Origin of the sequence: Sandarakinorhabdus cyanobacteriorum (assembly GCF_002251755.1) — a bacterium.
GTDB lineage: Bacteria > Pseudomonadota > Alphaproteobacteria > Sphingomonadales > Sphingomonadaceae > Sandarakinorhabdus > Sandarakinorhabdus cyanobacteriorum.
Map to the genome: position 1 here is coordinate 21,496 of NZ_NOXT01000099.1, position 14,456 is coordinate 35,951.

General features: G+C 68.8%; 17 protein-coding genes. 11 read left to right on the top strand and 6 right to left on the bottom strand.

The features are described from left to right. Positions 1-9 precede the first annotated feature (9 nt). The 5 genes from CHU93_RS17490 to CHU93_RS06440 are packed head-to-tail and all read left to right on the top strand — an operon-like array spanning position 10 to position 5,111. A complete protein-coding gene (locus CHU93_RS17490; RefSeq protein ID WP_094473287.1) occupies positions 10-1,794 on the top strand; it encodes a hypothetical protein in 1,785 nt (594 codons plus the stop codon). Then, a complete protein-coding gene (locus CHU93_RS06425) occupies positions 1,791-2,723 on the top strand; it encodes a tyrosine recombinase (RefSeq protein ID WP_243375333.1) in 933 nt (310 codons plus the stop codon). Before CHU93_RS17490 ends, CHU93_RS06425 begins: the two co-directional genes overlap by 4 nt. A gap of 8 nt (positions 2,724-2,731) precedes the next feature. Beyond that, a complete protein-coding gene (locus CHU93_RS06430; RefSeq protein WP_094473289.1) occupies positions 2,732-3,520 on the top strand; it encodes an exodeoxyribonuclease III in 789 nt (262 codons plus the stop codon). Next, positions 3,517-4,602, top strand: coding sequence for a GTP cyclohydrolase II (gene ribA / locus CHU93_RS06435; RefSeq protein ID WP_094473290.1), 1,086 nt, complete (start codon positions 3,517-3,519; stop codon positions 4,600-4,602). The genes CHU93_RS06430 and ribA overlap by 4 nt, the downstream gene beginning before the upstream one ends. Continuing rightward, positions 4,599-5,111, top strand: a complete 513-nt coding sequence (locus tag CHU93_RS06440) for a L,D-transpeptidase family protein (protein ID WP_094473291.1) — start codon at positions 4,599-4,601, stop codon at positions 5,109-5,111. The genes ribA and CHU93_RS06440 overlap by 4 nt, the downstream gene beginning before the upstream one ends. 33 nt (positions 5,112-5,144) lie before the next feature. Here the strand turns inward: CHU93_RS06440 and hslU are convergent, their stop codons facing one another. Next, a complete protein-coding gene (gene hslU, locus CHU93_RS06445) occupies positions 5,145-6,443 on the bottom strand; it encodes an ATP-dependent protease ATPase subunit HslU (RefSeq protein WP_094473292.1) in 1,299 nt (432 codons plus the stop codon). Continuing rightward, positions 6,440-7,000, bottom strand: a complete 561-nt coding sequence (hslV, locus tag CHU93_RS06450) for an ATP-dependent protease subunit HslV (RefSeq protein WP_094473293.1) — start codon at positions 6,998-7,000, stop codon at positions 6,440-6,442. The genes hslU and hslV overlap by 4 nt, the downstream gene beginning before the upstream one ends. Positions 7,001-7,115: 115 nt before the next feature. Here hslV and hisB point away from each other — a divergent pair, with 115 nt between their 5' ends. Genes hisB through CHU93_RS06475 form a run of 5 tightly spaced genes read left to right on the top strand, consistent with a single transcriptional unit; the run spans position 7,116 to position 10,106 of the window. Beyond that, positions 7,116-7,712 carry an imidazoleglycerol-phosphate dehydratase HisB gene (gene hisB / locus CHU93_RS06455; RefSeq protein WP_094473294.1) on the top strand — a complete coding sequence of 199 codons (597 nt, stop codon included), beginning with the start codon at positions 7,116-7,118 and terminating at the stop codon, positions 7,710-7,712. After that, positions 7,705-8,313, top strand: a complete 609-nt coding sequence (gene hisH, locus CHU93_RS06460; RefSeq protein WP_094473302.1) for an imidazole glycerol phosphate synthase subunit HisH — start codon at positions 7,705-7,707, stop codon at positions 8,311-8,313. Before hisB ends, hisH begins: the two co-directional genes overlap by 8 nt. Then, entirely contained in the window at positions 8,310-9,029 is a 720-nt protein-coding gene (hisA, locus tag CHU93_RS06465) for a 1-(5-phosphoribosyl)-5-[(5-phosphoribosylamino)methylideneamino]imidazole-4-carboxamide isomerase (protein ID WP_086115211.1), read from the top strand. The genes hisH and hisA overlap by 4 nt, the downstream gene beginning before the upstream one ends. Beyond that, positions 9,026-9,805, top strand: a complete 780-nt coding sequence (hisF, locus tag CHU93_RS06470; RefSeq protein ID WP_094473295.1) for an imidazole glycerol phosphate synthase subunit HisF — start codon at positions 9,026-9,028, stop codon at positions 9,803-9,805. Before hisA ends, hisF begins: the two co-directional genes overlap by 4 nt. Continuing rightward, on the top strand, positions 9,792-10,106 hold the full coding sequence (locus CHU93_RS06475; protein WP_094473296.1) for a phosphoribosyl-ATP diphosphatase: 315 nt from the start codon (positions 9,792-9,794) through the stop codon (positions 10,104-10,106). Before hisF ends, CHU93_RS06475 begins: the two co-directional genes overlap by 14 nt. Before the next feature lie 267 nt (positions 10,107-10,373). Here the strand turns inward: CHU93_RS06475 and CHU93_RS06480 are convergent, their stop codons facing one another. From CHU93_RS06480 to CHU93_RS06490, 3 genes are all read right to left on the bottom strand, one after another. Next, on the bottom strand, positions 10,374-11,147 hold the full coding sequence (locus CHU93_RS06480; RefSeq protein WP_094473297.1) for a hypothetical protein: 774 nt from the start codon (positions 11,145-11,147) through the stop codon (positions 10,374-10,376). A gap of 68 nt (positions 11,148-11,215) precedes the next feature. Beyond that, positions 11,216-12,325: an alpha/beta fold hydrolase gene (locus CHU93_RS06485; RefSeq protein ID WP_094473298.1), complete on the bottom strand. Its 1,110-nt coding sequence runs from the start codon at positions 12,323-12,325 to the stop codon at positions 11,216-11,218. A 6-nt stretch (positions 12,326-12,331) separates the two neighbouring features. Continuing rightward, complete coding sequence (locus CHU93_RS06490; protein ID WP_133064337.1) at positions 12,332-12,928, bottom strand: helix-turn-helix transcriptional regulator; 597 nt, start codon at positions 12,926-12,928, stop codon at positions 12,332-12,334. A 110-nt stretch (positions 12,929-13,038) separates the two neighbouring features. Here CHU93_RS06490 and bdcA point away from each other — a divergent pair, with 110 nt between their 5' ends. After that, a complete protein-coding gene (gene bdcA / locus CHU93_RS06495; RefSeq protein ID WP_094473303.1) occupies positions 13,039-13,752 on the top strand; it encodes an SDR family oxidoreductase in 714 nt (237 codons plus the stop codon). Positions 13,753-13,847: 95 nt separating this feature from the next. Here the strand turns inward: bdcA and CHU93_RS06500 are convergent, their stop codons facing one another. Further along, on the bottom strand, positions 13,848-14,324 hold the full coding sequence (locus CHU93_RS06500) for a hypothetical protein (protein ID WP_133064338.1): 477 nt from the start codon (positions 14,322-14,324) through the stop codon (positions 13,848-13,850). Positions 14,325-14,456: the final 132 nt, after the last annotated feature.

A 14,456-nucleotide genomic window follows, 5' to 3' on the forward strand; every position in this document is an offset into this window, starting at 1 on the left:
CACCGGGGCATGAACCCTGCAAGCAAGCGCATCCCCATGCCTGTTCGCGCCGTGCTGCTGGCCGGGGCCCTTGGCCTGGCCGCGCCGGTGAACAGCCAGAAGCAGGATTCGCCCAAATCCTTGCTGCCCCCGGGCTTTGACACGCCGGCCCCGGCCCCGGCGGCTGCCCCGGCGGCGCCCTTGCCCGGCCTCGCGCCGCCGCCAGCCGAACCCGCCCCCGGCGAAACCCCGCTGCTGCCGGCCGAGGCGCAAGCCCCCGCGCCGGTGGTGGCCGATCCCTTTGCCGGCGCCGTGGCGCTGCCGCCGGGTGCGCCGATCGGGACGCTGGGCCCCGGCACCGGCGGCCTTGCCATCACCGCCTTTTCGGGCAGCAACGGCCGCTTTGTCGGCACGCTGGCCGATCGCATCGCCCGACCGCTCAGCTCGCGCTGGGCGACGATCATGGTCAGCCGCGCCCTCCTCACCCGTGCGCCCACGCCGGCCGGCATCAACGACGGCGATTGGGTGGCGGCCCGTGCCGGCCTGCTGCTGCGGCTGGGCATTGTTGATGGCGCGCGCCGGCTGATCGATGCGCTGCCCGTGGACCGTTACACCCCCGCCACCTATCAGGCTGCCGCGCAGGTGAGCCTGGCCGCCGGCGATCTGGCCGGGCTATGCCCCATTGCCGCCACCGGCCGCGCCCTGTCGCCATCGCCCTTGTGGGATCTGGCCTGGGGCATGTGCGCGGCGATGGATGGGGATGATATCACCGCCGCCAATCTGATGGACGCGCTGCGCAGCCAGCGTGGCCGGGTCGCCAGTTTCGACGTGCGCCTTGCCGCCCGCGTGGTGGTGCTGGCCGGTGGTGCCGGGCGGGCGGACGGCATCAATTGGGAAGAGGCCCCCGGCCTCACCCTCTATCGCTATGGCGTCGCCACGGCGGCCGGGGTGACGGTGCCGGCAGACCGGCTGGCGGCGCTGGGCCCGGCCCATGCCGGCTGGGCAGTGCGCAACCCCGGCCTGCCCGAAGCCACCCGCCTTGCCCTGTTGCGCCCGGCCGCGGCCATGGGCGAGCTTTCGGCGCAGGAACTGGCCAGCGGCATCGCCGCCCTGTCACCGGCCGATGCCAGCGGCGGCTTTCCCGCCGGCAGCCGCGCCGCCAATCTGCGCGATGCCTTCACCGCCGGCAGCGCATCAGCGCGCGGTGCTGCCATTGCGGCCCTGCGCGGCGATGGCCGGGATTTTGGCGCGTTGCTGGAAACCGCCGGGGCCGCCGCCGCGTTGAAGCCGGATGCCGCGCTGGCCGATCAGGCCGATTGGCTGATTGCCGCGCTGCTCGCCGCCGGTGACGTGGCGCGCGCCCGCGCCTGGTGGCCGGTGGCGGCCGATGCCGATAGGGCGGTCAAGGCACGGGCCTGGGCGCTGCTCGCCGTGGCCGGGGCGCAGCCGGCCAGCCTGTCGGGCTATCGGGATTTCGTGAAACAGGCCGGCGCATCGGGCCATGGAGAGGCGATGCTGGCGGCAGCGCTGGCCGGGCTCAATCCCCGGAGCGATTGGGCCGCCGCCAAACAGGATCGGGTGCGCGCCATCAGCAACCGCTGGACCGCCGCCCTGGCCGCCGCCGCCCGGCGCGGTGCCGCGGGCGAGGTGATGCTGCTGGCCGCCACCGGCCTGCAATCGGCCAGCAATGGCGGTTGGGCCGATGTGCCGCCCGCGCATGTGGAAGCGATCCTGGCCGCGCTGGTCGCCGTTGGCCGCGTTCAGGAGGCGCGGCTGCTCGCCGCCGAAGCGGTGATGCGGACGGCGATGCCGTGATCCCAGAGACGTTGAGTGACCGGCAAGCCATCGCGCTGTTCCTCGATCATCTCGCCAGCGAGCGTGGCGCCGCCAAGAACACCCTGCTCGCCTATGGCCGCGATCTGGCGCAGGCCAGCGACTGGCTGGGCGGCCAGCTGGCGGCGGCCGATGCGGCGGCGCTGGCACAATTGGCCCGCCACTGGGCACCGCTGGCGCGGGCCAGTGCGGCGCGCAAGGCCTCGGCCGTGCGCCAGTTCCTTGCCTTTCTGATGGCCGATGGCCTGCGCGGCGATGATCCCGGCCGCGACCTTGCCTTGCCGCAAAGCGCCCGGCCGTTGCCGAAAAGCCTGGGCAGCGGCGATGTCGAGCGGCTGTTTGCGGCGCTGGCCGAACGCCAGGCCGCCCGGCCAGATGACCCGGCGGTGCTGCGCCTCTCCGCCCTGTTCGAGCTGCTTTATGGCTCGGGCTTGCGTGCCAGCGAGCTGGTCAGCCTGCCGCGCGGCGCGGTGCGGGCCGGGCGCGGCCACATGGTGATCCTGGGCAAGGGCAACAAGGAACGGCTGGTGCCGGTGAGCCGCCGCGCCGAAGCCGCCGTGCTGGCCTGGGCCGCGCATGTGCCCGAAAGCAGCAAACATCTGTTTCCCGCCGGCCGGGGCGGCACCGGGCATCTGACCCGGTTGCGGCTGTGGCAGCTGGTGAAGGCGCTGGCCGCCGATGCCGGCATCCCGCCGGCCCGGATTTCACCCCACGTGCTGCGCCACGCCTTTGCCACCCATCTGCTGGAAGGCGGCGCCGATCTGCGCGCAGTGCAGATGCTGCTGGGCCATGCCGATATCGCCACCACGCAAATCTATACCCATGTCGCCGCCGCCGCGCTGGTGGAGCTGGTCAACAGCCGGCATCCGCTGGCCGATGGCGTTGCAAAGCGCGGCGAATCCGCCCAATAACCACGGCCATGGCCATCCGCATCGCCACCTGGAACATCAACAGCGTCCGCGCCCGCGCCGATATCGTGGAGCAATTCCTGCGCGATCATCAGCCCGATGTGCTGTGCCTGCAGGAAACCAAGGTCGCCAACGATATTTTCCCGCACGGGCTGTTCGAGGCGCTGGGGTACAACCACCGCGTGCTGAACGGCCAGCGCATGCACCATGGCGTCGCCACCATCGCGCGGATCCCCATCGATGGTGCCTGGCAATACGACTGGCAGGACAATGGCGAGGCCCGCCACATCGGCGTGCGCCTGCCCGGCGGCGTGCTGCTGGAAAATGTCTATGTACCGGCCGGCGGCGACGTGCCCGACCGTTCGGCCAACCCCAAGTTCGGCCAGAAGCTGGATTTCGTCGAGCGCATGACCCGCTGGTCGGAAGCGCTGAAGGAACCGGCGGTGATCGTCGGCGATTTCAACATCGCACCGCTGGAATGCGATGTGTGGAACCACAAGGCGCTGCTCGATGTCGTGTCCCACACGCCGGTGGAAGTCGATCTGTTGAACCGCCTGCAGGCCAGCCACGACTGGGTTGATCTTGGCCGCCGCTTCAACCCGGCGCCGGAGAAATTCTTCACCTGGTGGAGCTATCGCAACAACGACTGGCGCGCGTCTGACCGGGGGCGGCGGTTGGATCATATGTGGTGTTCGCCGCAAGTCGCCACCACCGCCACCGCCTTCGAAGCGGTGAAGGACGCGCGCGACTGGGGCAAGCCATCCGACCATATCCCCCAGATCGTGACGCTGGACCTGTGAGCATCGCGCCTGATTTCCTGGCCGAGGCGGCGAGCGATGCGCTGCGCCGCGGCCGGATCGTGGGGGTGGGCAGCCTGGCCGTGCTGTCGGCCGAACTGGCCGATGCCGATGCGCTGGCCGCGCTTGAGGCCACGGCGCGGGCCGGCCTGATCATCACCGCCCGCCGAGCCGCCGTGCTCAACCTCGCGAATCAGATCGCGGCCGCCGCTCCTGATCCCGAACCGGTTTGGGTTGACCGGCCCGATTGGCTTGATCTGCCCGGCAGCCGCGCCGTGGCCGATCCGGTGCTTGATCTTGCCACCCCGTTCAAGGGCCCGTTCCGCACCAGGGCGCTGGCCGGCGATGCCGCCGCCGCCCGCGCCGCCATTGCGTTGGCCAAGCATGCCGGGCTGATCCCCGCCGTTTATGCCGTGCCGCTGGCAGATGCGGCCGCCGCCATCACCTGCCCGGCCGAAGCCGCCCTGGCGCTGCCGCCAGGGCAGGCGCGCGTGCATGTCTCTTCCCGCGCACGGCTGCCGCTGGCCAGCGCCGAAGCCCATGGCAAGGATTGCCAGGTGGTCGCCTTCCGCCCGGCCGATGGCGGGCCCGAACATCTGGCGCTGATGATCGGTGATCCCGATGTGGCGCAGCCTGTGCTGGCCCGCATCCACAGCAGCTGCCTCACCGGCGATGTGCTGGGCAGTCTGAAATGCGATTGCGGCCCGCAGCTGCACGCCGCCATCGCCGCCATCGCGCGCAACCCGCAAGGCGGCATCCTGCTCTATCTGCAGCAGGAAGGCCGTGGCATCGGCCTGCTCAACAAATTGCGCGCCTATGCCCTGCAGGATCAGGGCTGGGACACGGTCGATGCCAACACTCGCCTCGGCTTCGAGCCGGACGAGCGGGATTTCAGCCTCGCCGCCGCCATGCTGCGCGCGCTGGGTGTGGGCAGCGTCGCGCTGATGACCAACAATCCCCTGAAGGTCGATGGCCTGGCCGCCCATGGCTTCCGCGTCAGCCGCGTCGCCCACGACATGCCGCCCAACCCGCACAATGCCGCCTATCTCGCCACCAAGCGCGACCGGCAGGGGCATATGTTGTGACGATCTTCTGCGCCAACCCTGCCGCCGGTACGGTCAGCGCCTTTGGCGAAACCCACAGCGCCAGCTTTGGCAAGGGCGGCTGGTGCCCGGCTGCCGACAAGCGCGAAGGCGACGGCAAGACGCCGCTGGGCCGCTGGCCGATCCGCGCCGCGCTGATCCGGCCCGATCGGCTGCCCGCCCCTGCCACCCGCCTGCCCTGGCGCTGGCTGCGGCCGTGGGACGGCTGGTCTGACGGCACGGCCGATCCGGCCTACAACCGCCCGGTCACCATCCCGCACCCGCACAGCCACGAGGCCCTGTGGCGCGATGATCACGCCTACGACATCATCCTGGTGCTGGCCCACAATGATGCGCCGCCGGTGCCCGGCCTGGGCAGCGCCATCTTCTGGCACGTGCGCCAGCCCGATGGCCGCCCCACCGAAGGCTGCGTGGCGATGGACCGTGCCGTGCTGGCGCGCTGGCTTGCGGCCATGCGCCCCGGCGATGCGCTCAGCATCGCGGCAGATTGAGCAGCGGCACCAGCCAACGCCGGGCCGCCCACATCAGAGAATATATTTCGACAGGTCGCGGTTGCCGGCGATCTCGCCCAGTTCACGGGCCACCATCGCGGCATCCACCGTCACGGTTTCGCCGCTGCGGTCGCTGGCATCAAAGCTGATCGCTTCCAGCAGCTTTTCCATCACCGTGTGCAGGCGGCGGGCGCCGATATTCTCCACCGTCTCGTTCACCTGCGCCGCCGTGCGGGCGATGGCGTCGATCCCGTCGGCCGTGATCACCAGCGTCACGCCTTCGGTGCCGAGCAGGGCGGCATATTGGCGGATCAGGCTGGCATCGGTGTCCGACAGGATGCGGCGGAAATCATCCTCGGTCAGGCCTTTCAACTCGACCCGGATCGGCAATCGGCCCTGCAGTTCGGGCAACAGGTCCGACGGCTTGGCGACATGGAAGGCGCCCGAGGCGATGAACAATATATGGTCGGTCTTCACCGGGCCATATTTGGTGGCAACCGTGGTGCCTTCGATCAGCGGCAGCAGGTCGCGCTGCACGCCTTCGCGGCTCACGCTGCCGCCGCGCACGTCAGACACGGCGATCTTGTCGATCTCGTCGAGGAACACGATGCCATTGTCCTGCGCGCTGCGGATGGCTTCGCGCTGAATTTCCTCATCGTCCAGCCGCTTGTCCGATTCCTCGGCCAGCAACGCCTCCCAGGCGGCGTCCACCTTCATCTTGCGGCGCTTCGTGCGGCCACCCATGGCCTTGGCCATCATGTCCGACAGGTTGATCATGCCAACCTGACCGGGCTGCATGCCAGGCATCTCGAAACTCGGCGGCGCTTCCGCCACCTCGATCTCCACCTCGCGGCCCTTCAGGTCGCCGGCGTCAAAGCGCTGGCGGAAAGCCAGCCGCGTCGCCTCGCTGGCATCCTTGCCCACCAGCGCATCGAGCAGCCGGGCCATGGCGGCATCCTCCGCCTTGTGCTTCACCGCGGCGCGACGGGCTTCGCGCACAAGCCGGATTGATTCCTCCACCAGATCGCGGATGATCGAATCGACATCGCGGCCAACATAGCCAACCTCGGTGAACTTGGTGGCTTCCACCTTGATGAACGGGGCATTGGCCAGCTTGGCCAGGCGGCGGCTGATCTCGGTCTTGCCGCAGCCGGTGGGGCCGATCATCAGGATATTCTTGGGCACCACCTCGTCACGCAAATCGTCGGGCAATTGCTGCCGGCGCCAGCGGTTGCGCAGCGCCACGGCCACGGCCCGCTTGGCATCGGCCTGGCCGATGATGTGGCGATCCAGCGCGGCCACAATCGCTTTCGGGGTCAGGCTCGCGCTCATGCGGCGTCTCCCGCCGGCATCACTTCCACGGTCAATTCCTCGTTGGTGTACACACACAGATCGGCGGCGATCTTCATGGCGCGCCGCGCAATGGCCTCGGCATCATGGGCGCTGTCGGCCAGCGCCCGGGCCGCGGCCAGCGCGAAATTGCCGCCCGAACCGATGGCGGCGATGCCGCCCACCGGCTCCAGCACATCGCCATTGCCGGTGATGACCAATGTCACCTGCTTGTCGGCCACGATCATCATGGCCTCCAGCCGCCGCAGATAGCGGTCGGTGCGCCAATCCTTGGCCAGCTCGACAGCAGCGCGCAGCAACTGGCCCGGATGGCGCTCCAGCTTGGCTTCCAGCCGTTCGAACAGGGTGAAGGCATCGGCCGTCGCCCCGGCAAAGCCGCCAATCACCTCGCCCTTCGGCCCAAGCCGGCGGACCTTCTTGGCATTGGGCTTCATCACCGTCTGCCCCATCGTCACCTGGCCATCGCCGGCAACGACAACCTGGCCATCCTTGCGGACGGATACGATGGTGGTGCCGTGGAATTGCGGGAGTTCGCTCATGGTCAATCCTGTCTGTCTGCGCCCTATGTAGGATGGATGGGCGCGGCGAAAAGGCCCTGTTGCTTGCCCCTGTTGTCGCAATGCTCTAGGCGCTTGCGCCCAAGGAGCATGAGCGATGCGCACCGCAAGCATTTCCCGCGTCACCAAGGAAACCCAGGTCGAGGTGCAGGTGAACCTTGATGGCAGCGGCACCTATGAAGTGTCGACCGGGATCGGCTTCCTTGATCATATGCTGGAGCAGCTGTCGCGCCACAGCCTGATCGATCTGACGGTGAAGACCGTGGGTGACCTGCACATCGATGGCCATCACACCACCGAAGACACCGGCATCGCTTTGGGCGAAGCCGTGGCCAAGGCCCTGGGTGATCGGCGCGGCATCACCCGTTATGGCGATGCGCTGATCCCGATGGACGAGACGCTGACCCGCGTCGCGCTCGACATTTCGGGCCGGCCCTATCTCGTCTGGCGCACCAGCTTCACCCAGCCCAAGCTGGGCACGCTGGACACCGAGATGTTCAAGGAATTCTTTGCCGCCTTTGCCGGGTCGGCCGGCATCACCCTGCACATCGAAACCCTGTATGGCGTCAACAACCACCATATCGCCGAAAGTTGCTTCAAGGGCGTGGCCCGGGCGCTGCGGGCGGCGGTGGCGATTGATCCACGCAAGAGTGACGCGATTCCAAGCACAAAGGGCACGTTGGGTGGTGCCTGACCAGGTTGCGCTGATCGATTATGGCGCCGGCAACCTGCGCTCTGCGGCGCGGGCGCTGGAGAAGGCCGGTGCGCGCGTGGTGGTGACGGATGATCCGGGCACTATTGCCGCCGCGGGGCGCGTGGTGCTGCCCGGCGTTGGTGCCTTTGCCCATTGCATCAATCAGTTGCGCGAGAAGACCGGAATCGAGGCGGCGCTGAACGAGGCGGTGATGGCGCGCGGCGTGCCGTTCCTGGGCATTTGCGTTGGCATGCAATTGCTGGCCAGCGAGGGCCATGAACATGGCATCCATGCCGGGCTGGGCTGGCTGCCGGGCATCGTCAAGCGGCTGGAACCCACGGATAACACACTGAAAATCCCGCACATGGGCTGGAACCGGGTGGAGGCCGTGAACGGTGCGCCGGTGCCGTCGGGCGATGCCTATTTCGTCCACTCCTATGCCTTTGCGCCCGATGATGCGGCCGATGTGCAGGCGGTGGCCGATCATGGCGGGCGCTTTGCGGCCATCGTCAAGCGCGGTCATATCACCGGCGTGCAGTTCCACCCCGAAAAGAGCCAGGCCTATGGCCTGGCGTTCCTACATAACTGGTTGAATTCATGATCATCTTTCCCGCCATCGATCTGAAGGGCGGCCAATGCGTCCGCCTGGCCGAAGGCGACATGAACCGCGCCACCGTTTATGCCGATGATCCCGCCGCCCAGGCCGCGCTGTTCCGTGCCGCCGGGGCGACGCATCTGCATGTCGTCGATCTGGATGGCGCCTTTGCCGGTGACAGCCGCAATGCCGCCGGTGTGACCGCCGCCTTGTCCGGCTTTGGCGGCGGCAAGGTGCAGGTTGGCGGCGGCATCCGCACGGCCGCCCATGTCGAAGCCTGGCTCGCCGCCGGCGTGTGGCGCGTGGTGATGGGCACCGCCGCGCTCGACAATCCCGATCTGGTCAAGGGCCTCGCTGCCGATCATCCGGGGCGCATCGTGGTGGCTGTCGATGCCCGCGATGGCCTGGTGGCAACGCGCGGTTGGGCCGATGTCTCCACCCTGCCCGTCGCCGATCTGGCCCGGCGGTTCGAGGATGCCGGGGTGGCCGCCGTACTGTTCACCGATGTCGGCCGCGACGGCCTGTTGAAGGGCGTCAATGTGGAGGCGACGGTGGCGCTCGCCGCCCAGACCAGCCTGCCGGTCATCGCCTCGGGCGGCGTCGCCTCCATCGCCGATATCCATGCGCTGGTCGGCAAGCCGGGGATCGAAGGCGTCATCACCGGGCGCGCGCTTTATGATGGCCGGCTCGACCTGGCCGAGGCCATCGCGGTCGCGCAATGACCTTGGCTGTCCGCATCATCCCCTGTCTCGACGTGGCCGGCGGCCGCGTGGTGAAGGGCGTGAACTTTGTCGAATTGAAGGACGCCGGCGATCCGGTCCAGGCCGCCGCCGCCTATGACGCCGCCGGCGCGGATGAGCTCTGTTTCCTCGACATCACCGCCAGCCACGAAGGCCGCGGCACGTTGATCGACATTGTCGAACGCACCGCCGATCAATGCTTCATGCCGTTGACTGTCGGCGGCGGCGTGCGCAGCGTCGAGGATGCCCGCGCCCTGCTGCTGGCCGGGGCCGACAAGGTGGCGGTCAACAGCGCCGCCGTGGCGCGGCCGGCCCTGATCGGCGAGCTCGCCATGCGCTTTGGCGAGCAATGCGTGGTGGTCGCGGTGGACGCCAAGCAGACCGCGCCCGGCACATGGGAGATCTTCACCCACGGCGGCCGCAAGCCCACCGGAATCGATGCGGTGGCCTATGCCATCGAAGCGGCCAGGCTGGGGGCCGGCGAAATCTTGCTCACCTCCATGGACCGGGACGGCACCCGCGCCGGCTATGACCTTGCCCTCACCCGCACCGTTGCGGACGCGGTGCCGGTGCCGGTCATCGCCTCGGGCGGGGTCGGCGGGGTCGCCGATCTTGTCAGCGGCGTGAGCGAAGGCCATGCTTCGGCCGTGCTCGCCGCCTCCATCTTCCACTTCGGCCAGGTGACCATCGCCGAAGCCCGCGCCGCCCTGGCCAGCGCCGGATTCCCGGTGCGAAAGGTCTATCATGGATCGCTTTGACCAGCTGCTCGCCACCGTCATCGCCCGCCGCAGCGCCGATCCGGCCAGCTCCTACGTCGCCAAACTCACCGCCAAGGGCCGCGCCAAGCTGGCCCAGAAACTGGGCGAGGAAGCGGTGGAAGTGGTGATCGCCGCCGTAGCCGATGACCGCGCTGGCCTGGTCAGCGAAAGCGCCGACCTCATCTTCCACCTCGCCCTCCTCCTCGCCGACGCCGGCCTGACCTTCGACGACATCCGCGCCGAACTGGCCCGCCGCGAAGGCGTGTCAGGGATTGACGAGAAGGCGGGGCGGAAGGGGTAGGGCTTCAGGCAGGGCCTCCGGCGGGCAGGGGCGAGGCCCCTGCACCCGTTGGTTTTCGTTTTTGCTGCATGGCAAGCGCGTCCGCTTTCGCCCTCTTTCCAGTCGTCCCACATCCCCGTCGCCCCGTGCTTGACACGGGGCTTGGCTATTCTTGCTGCCCGATGCCACCCCAAATCGGCCGTTGAGCACCGCCCGAAAACAAACAGGCGCAGGGTCCGCGACCCTGCCCACCGGAGGCATTTTTCATTCTTCCAGCGCAGCCTTGCCCTACCCCAGCCGGCTGAACGCCTTCAGCCGCCGTGCCGTGGCCTGGGCACTAGCGGCGTTGCCGCGCGCGATGCTGGCGGCCAGTTCGATGCCTTGCTGCTTCATCATGGCCTCAAACCCGTCTTCGGCGGGCAGGGTTTCGATGCCTTTCAGCAGGCCGGCGGCGCGGGCGCTGTTGGCGGGATCGAGATCGAGGAGGGTGATGGCGAAGAAGGTGCGGGTGGAGGGCAGGCCGGGGGCGAGGCGCAGAGCCTGGGCGTAGCAGCGTTCCATTTCGGATTTCTTCGCGCCAAGCACGGTGCCGGCGAGGAAGCTGCCGACGGTCGCAACCGCGCCGCCGTGCCAGCCGCCGAGCGCGCCCCACACCAGGCTGTTGTTCGGGTTGGCGGCGCGGATGGCTTCGAAGCGGCGGCGGACATCCTTGGCCAGGCCGATGCCGCGGGCCAGTTGGGCGCGATAGGCGATGGCGACGGCCTTTTGCAGTTGCGCCTCCACATTGCCTGGGGCGCGGGCCAGCGCCTTGTCGAAATCGGCTTCGGCCGCCGCGATGATGGCCATGGCGCTGGCCTTGTCGGCGGTTTGATAGCCGGCGATCGAAAGCTGGGCGCGGCCGGCGAGGATCAGGCTGTCAGGGGTGTTTTCGGCATGGCCGTCGCGCACCACCGCGGCCCAGTTGCCGGCGCGGAATTCGTCGCTGGCGCTGGCGTGAGCGATCTGGGCGTTGCCGGCGAGGCACAGCATGGCGGCGGCAAGGGGGGCGGTGAGGCGGCGCATCCCAGGGTTATCGGCCAGAATTCGCTTGGCGGCAATGGGCATCTTCGGGGGCATGTTGCCGGGCTGTTTCAGGCCACCTTCCCGACGGGATGGATGGCATCGCGCCAATGGGCGGCGACGGCGGCGGCAATGTCGGCCGCGTGGGTGGTGTGGGCAAAACGGCCGGCACCGGCAATGCGCTGCCAGCGCGTGTCGCCCAGCGCGGTCCAGGCGCTGGCGCCGCCGGCATCGGCCAGGGCCGGAGTCCACAAGGGATCGCCATCAGCGACGATGATCAGCCAGGGCCGCGCCGGCCCGCCCGGCTGCACCTGCCAGTCGCGATACTCCTGCTGCTCCGCGATGATGCCCAGCCCGGACCGGTTGCTGAAGGTGAGCAGCTCGGCAATCATGCGGGCGCGGAAATCGGGCTGGGCCAACAGCGCGGCATCGGCGGGGTGGCCGGAAAACAAGAGATCAACGATGCGCCCGGTCATCGCCAGGCCGGCGCGCTCGCGCACAAGCCGCCACAAGCCGGTGGCAAGATCGGAGCCGCCCATGGTGGCGCGGGCAAAGCGATCGATCATGCGGTTGCCGCTGCGCCCGGTGGACGGCGGATGCGGCTTGATCAGCACGCCGGCCAGCAGCCGGTCACCATGCCGATGCCAGAAGCTGACCGCCGCCGGCGCGCCGCCATCCAGCGCGGCGATGATCGCCTGATCCAGCCCCAGCACATCCAGCGCGTGCGACATGTCGTCGTCGGCGGTGCCGAACTGGTCCGCTGCTGCCGGATCAGACAGGCCAAAGCCCGGCCGGTCGATGCCGATGGGCCGCAGCCCGTGCACCTGCAGTGCGGTCACCAGTTCGGCCGCAACCCGCCGCGTGCCCATGCCGCCGTGGCAGATGATGATCGGCTGCGCCCCGGCCGGCCCGAAATCGGCGATGCCGATCTGGCGGGAACCGCGCCGAATGATGCGCGTGGCCTCCAGCAGGCCGCCGCGATCATGCTGCAGCCCGTCGCTGCCCAGCGCGATGGCATGGGTGGCCGCCGCCTCGTTGGCCAGTTGCGCCAGATCCTTCAGGCGCGGGGCAGCGGCGCTTTCCAGCGCGGCGCGGGCATGATCGCGCACCGTGTGCGGCGACAGCTGCAGCCGCGCCGCGATGCCGGGCAGATCATGGCCATCGCCGACGAGCCGCGCCACCGCCGCCTACGCTGGCGTCAAGGCCAGCACCGCCTGCAGCCCCGCATCAAACTGCTGATCCGACACGAATTCATCGGCCAACAACCGGGTCGTCTGCGCCTGCAGGCCCGCCAGGCCCGAAACCCCGATGGCACGATAGAGCGCCGCCACCCGCTTGCGCGCCCCCGCCGGGCTCAGGCCCAGCCGGGCTGCCAGTTCGGCAATGTCGTGCGATGCCAACACCAGCTGCAGCGTCTGCCGCTCGGCATCGGCCAGGCTGAACACGCGCGCCGCCAGTGCCGGGAAATCCGGCGTGCGGCTGGGCACATAGGCGAGCAGGCAGCGGGTGGCGGCGGCATGATCCGGCAATTCCGGCCGCGGCCAGTGCCGGCTGGCGGCGGTGCCGGCCAGCGCCGTCCACACCGGCAGGCGGTGATGGGCAAAGCGCAGCGGCCAGAAGCGGATGCCGCCAAGGCCGCGCGGCGCCGGCGGCGGCAGCGGATCGGCCAGCGGGCCCAGCGCCTGCCACAGCGGATTGGCCGCCAACACGCCGGCATCATCAGCCCAGGCCACGGCAACACCAAAGCGCGGCACAACGGGATGAGGGGCGACCACACGTGACATTGTTGTGGCAGCGCATTGCGGGCGACAGGCCGCGAAAGTCCAGCCCCCTTGGCGGCGCAGCCCGGCCGGGCAATAGTGGCTGCGGCGCTCAGGCCATGGGGAGTGGGATGATGACGGATTTTGCCGGCAAGCAGGTGATGGTGATGGGCGGCAGCCGGGGCATCGGCGCGGCCATCGTGCGGCAGTTCGTGGCGGCCGGCGCATCCGTCCGCTTCACCTTCTCGGGCTCGCCGGATGCGGCGGCGGCGGTCGCGGCCGAAACCGGGGCCACCGCCGTCCAGGCCGACAGCGCCAATCGCGACGCGGTGATCGCTGCCGTGGCCGATGCCGGCGCGCTCGACGTGCTGGTGATCAACGCCGGGGTTGCCATCATGGGCGATCCGCTCACCCTTGATCCCGATGCGGTGGACCGGCTGATCGACATCAACGTGCGCGCCGTCTATTTCGCCGGGGTCGAAGCCGGCCGCCAGATGCGCGACAATGGCCGCATCCTCATCATCGGCTCGGTGAACGGCGATCGCGTGCCATGGCCGGGCCAGACGGCCTATGCCCTCTCCAAATCCGCCGTGCAGGGCATCGCCCGCGGCCTCGCCCGCGATTTCGGCCCGCGCGGCATCACCGTGAACGTGGTGCAACCCGGCCCGGTGGACACCGACATGAACCCCGCCGAAGGCCCATTCGCCAAGATGATGCACGCCGCCATGGCCATCAAACGCCACGCGACGGCCGATGAGGTGGCCTCGCTGGTGCTCTACCTCGCCAGCCCGGCGGCGGCGATGATCACGGGAACAACGCAGACGATTGATGGCGGGGTGGGGATTTAGCGGGCCTTAAGAAGGAGGCCTCCGGCGGGCAGGGACGCAGTCCCTGCACCCGTTTGTTTTGGAGCAGTGGTTGGCGGCTCACTGCACCGGCCAGATCACTTCGCGATATTGCATTTCTGCAGAAATTCGCTCCATTTCGCCCGAGCTGCGGCGTCCATGGGAACTGCCATCGTATAGCCAGTTGTGAAGAGCGAAAGCATCTGGCTTTTTGCAGCCGCCTTGATCTGCTTGTCAGCCAAAGGGAGGCGGATGGTCAGGTCCCAGCCCGTCACGGGATTCTTCGCTGCTTCCGCGGGCAGAAACTGCGGTTCACCTTTCCCGGAAAACAAGGCCATCAACGCGGCCCCTTCCGGCATTATTGCTTTTGCATCATCGCCGATTGGGGCGCCGGTTCTCAGGTCCAACAGCTTCGTGACGCCTGTCTGCGTCACGATTACCTCGGTCGGCGTGCACGCGAAACTGTATGAGACAGCTTCACCGGCAGCATAGGTCAGGAGCGCGCGACGGTCATCTGACGTTGCTACTACCTGCCAATCGCCAGCCTGTGCCCCTGCCGGCAGTGCCATCATCAAGGCGGCCAAGAGTGGGGTAGGAAAGCGAACAGCAAATTCCTTCGTTCAAGTCCTGAGGCGGTCTCAAGTTGAGAGAAAGCTTGGGCGCCAGTTGAACCGCGCCGGGTTTGCCGGAGGCTCCAACTCCTGAGA

What these genes read in the sequence shown, in the direction of transcription:
- hisA (WP_086115211.1), top strand. Translation starts at nt 8,310, where the DNA reads ATGATCATCTTTCCCGCCATCGATCTGAAGGGCGGCCAATGCGTCCGC.
- CHU93_RS06430 (WP_094473289.1), top strand. Translation starts at nt 2,732, where the DNA reads ATGGCCATCCGCATCGCCACCTGGAACATCAACAGCGTCCGCGCCCGC.
- hslU (WP_094473292.1), bottom strand. Translation starts at nt 6,443, where the DNA reads ATGAGCGCGAGCCTGACCCCGAAAGCGATTGTGGCCGCGCTGGATCGC.
- CHU93_RS06475 (WP_094473296.1), top strand. Translation starts at nt 9,792, where the DNA reads ATGGATCGCTTTGACCAGCTGCTCGCCACCGTCATCGCCCGCCGCAGC.
- CHU93_RS06480 (WP_094473297.1), bottom strand. Translation starts at nt 11,147, where the DNA reads ATGCGCCGCCTCACCGCCCCCCTTGCCGCCGCCATGCTGTGCCTCGCC.
- hisF (WP_094473295.1), top strand. Translation starts at nt 9,026, where the DNA reads ATGACCTTGGCTGTCCGCATCATCCCCTGTCTCGACGTGGCCGGCGGC.
- CHU93_RS17490 (WP_094473287.1), top strand. Translation starts at nt 10, where the DNA reads ATGAACCCTGCAAGCAAGCGCATCCCCATGCCTGTTCGCGCCGTGCTG.
- bdcA (WP_094473303.1), top strand. Translation starts at nt 13,039, where the DNA reads ATGACGGATTTTGCCGGCAAGCAGGTGATGGTGATGGGCGGCAGCCGG.
- hisB (WP_094473294.1), top strand. Translation starts at nt 7,116, where the DNA reads ATGCGCACCGCAAGCATTTCCCGCGTCACCAAGGAAACCCAGGTCGAG.
- hslV (WP_094473293.1), bottom strand. Translation starts at nt 7,000, where the DNA reads ATGAGCGAACTCCCGCAATTCCACGGCACCACCATCGTATCCGTCCGC.
- CHU93_RS06490 (WP_133064337.1), bottom strand. Translation starts at nt 12,928, where the DNA reads ATGTCACGTGTGGTCGCCCCTCATCCCGTTGTGCCGCGCTTTGGTGTT.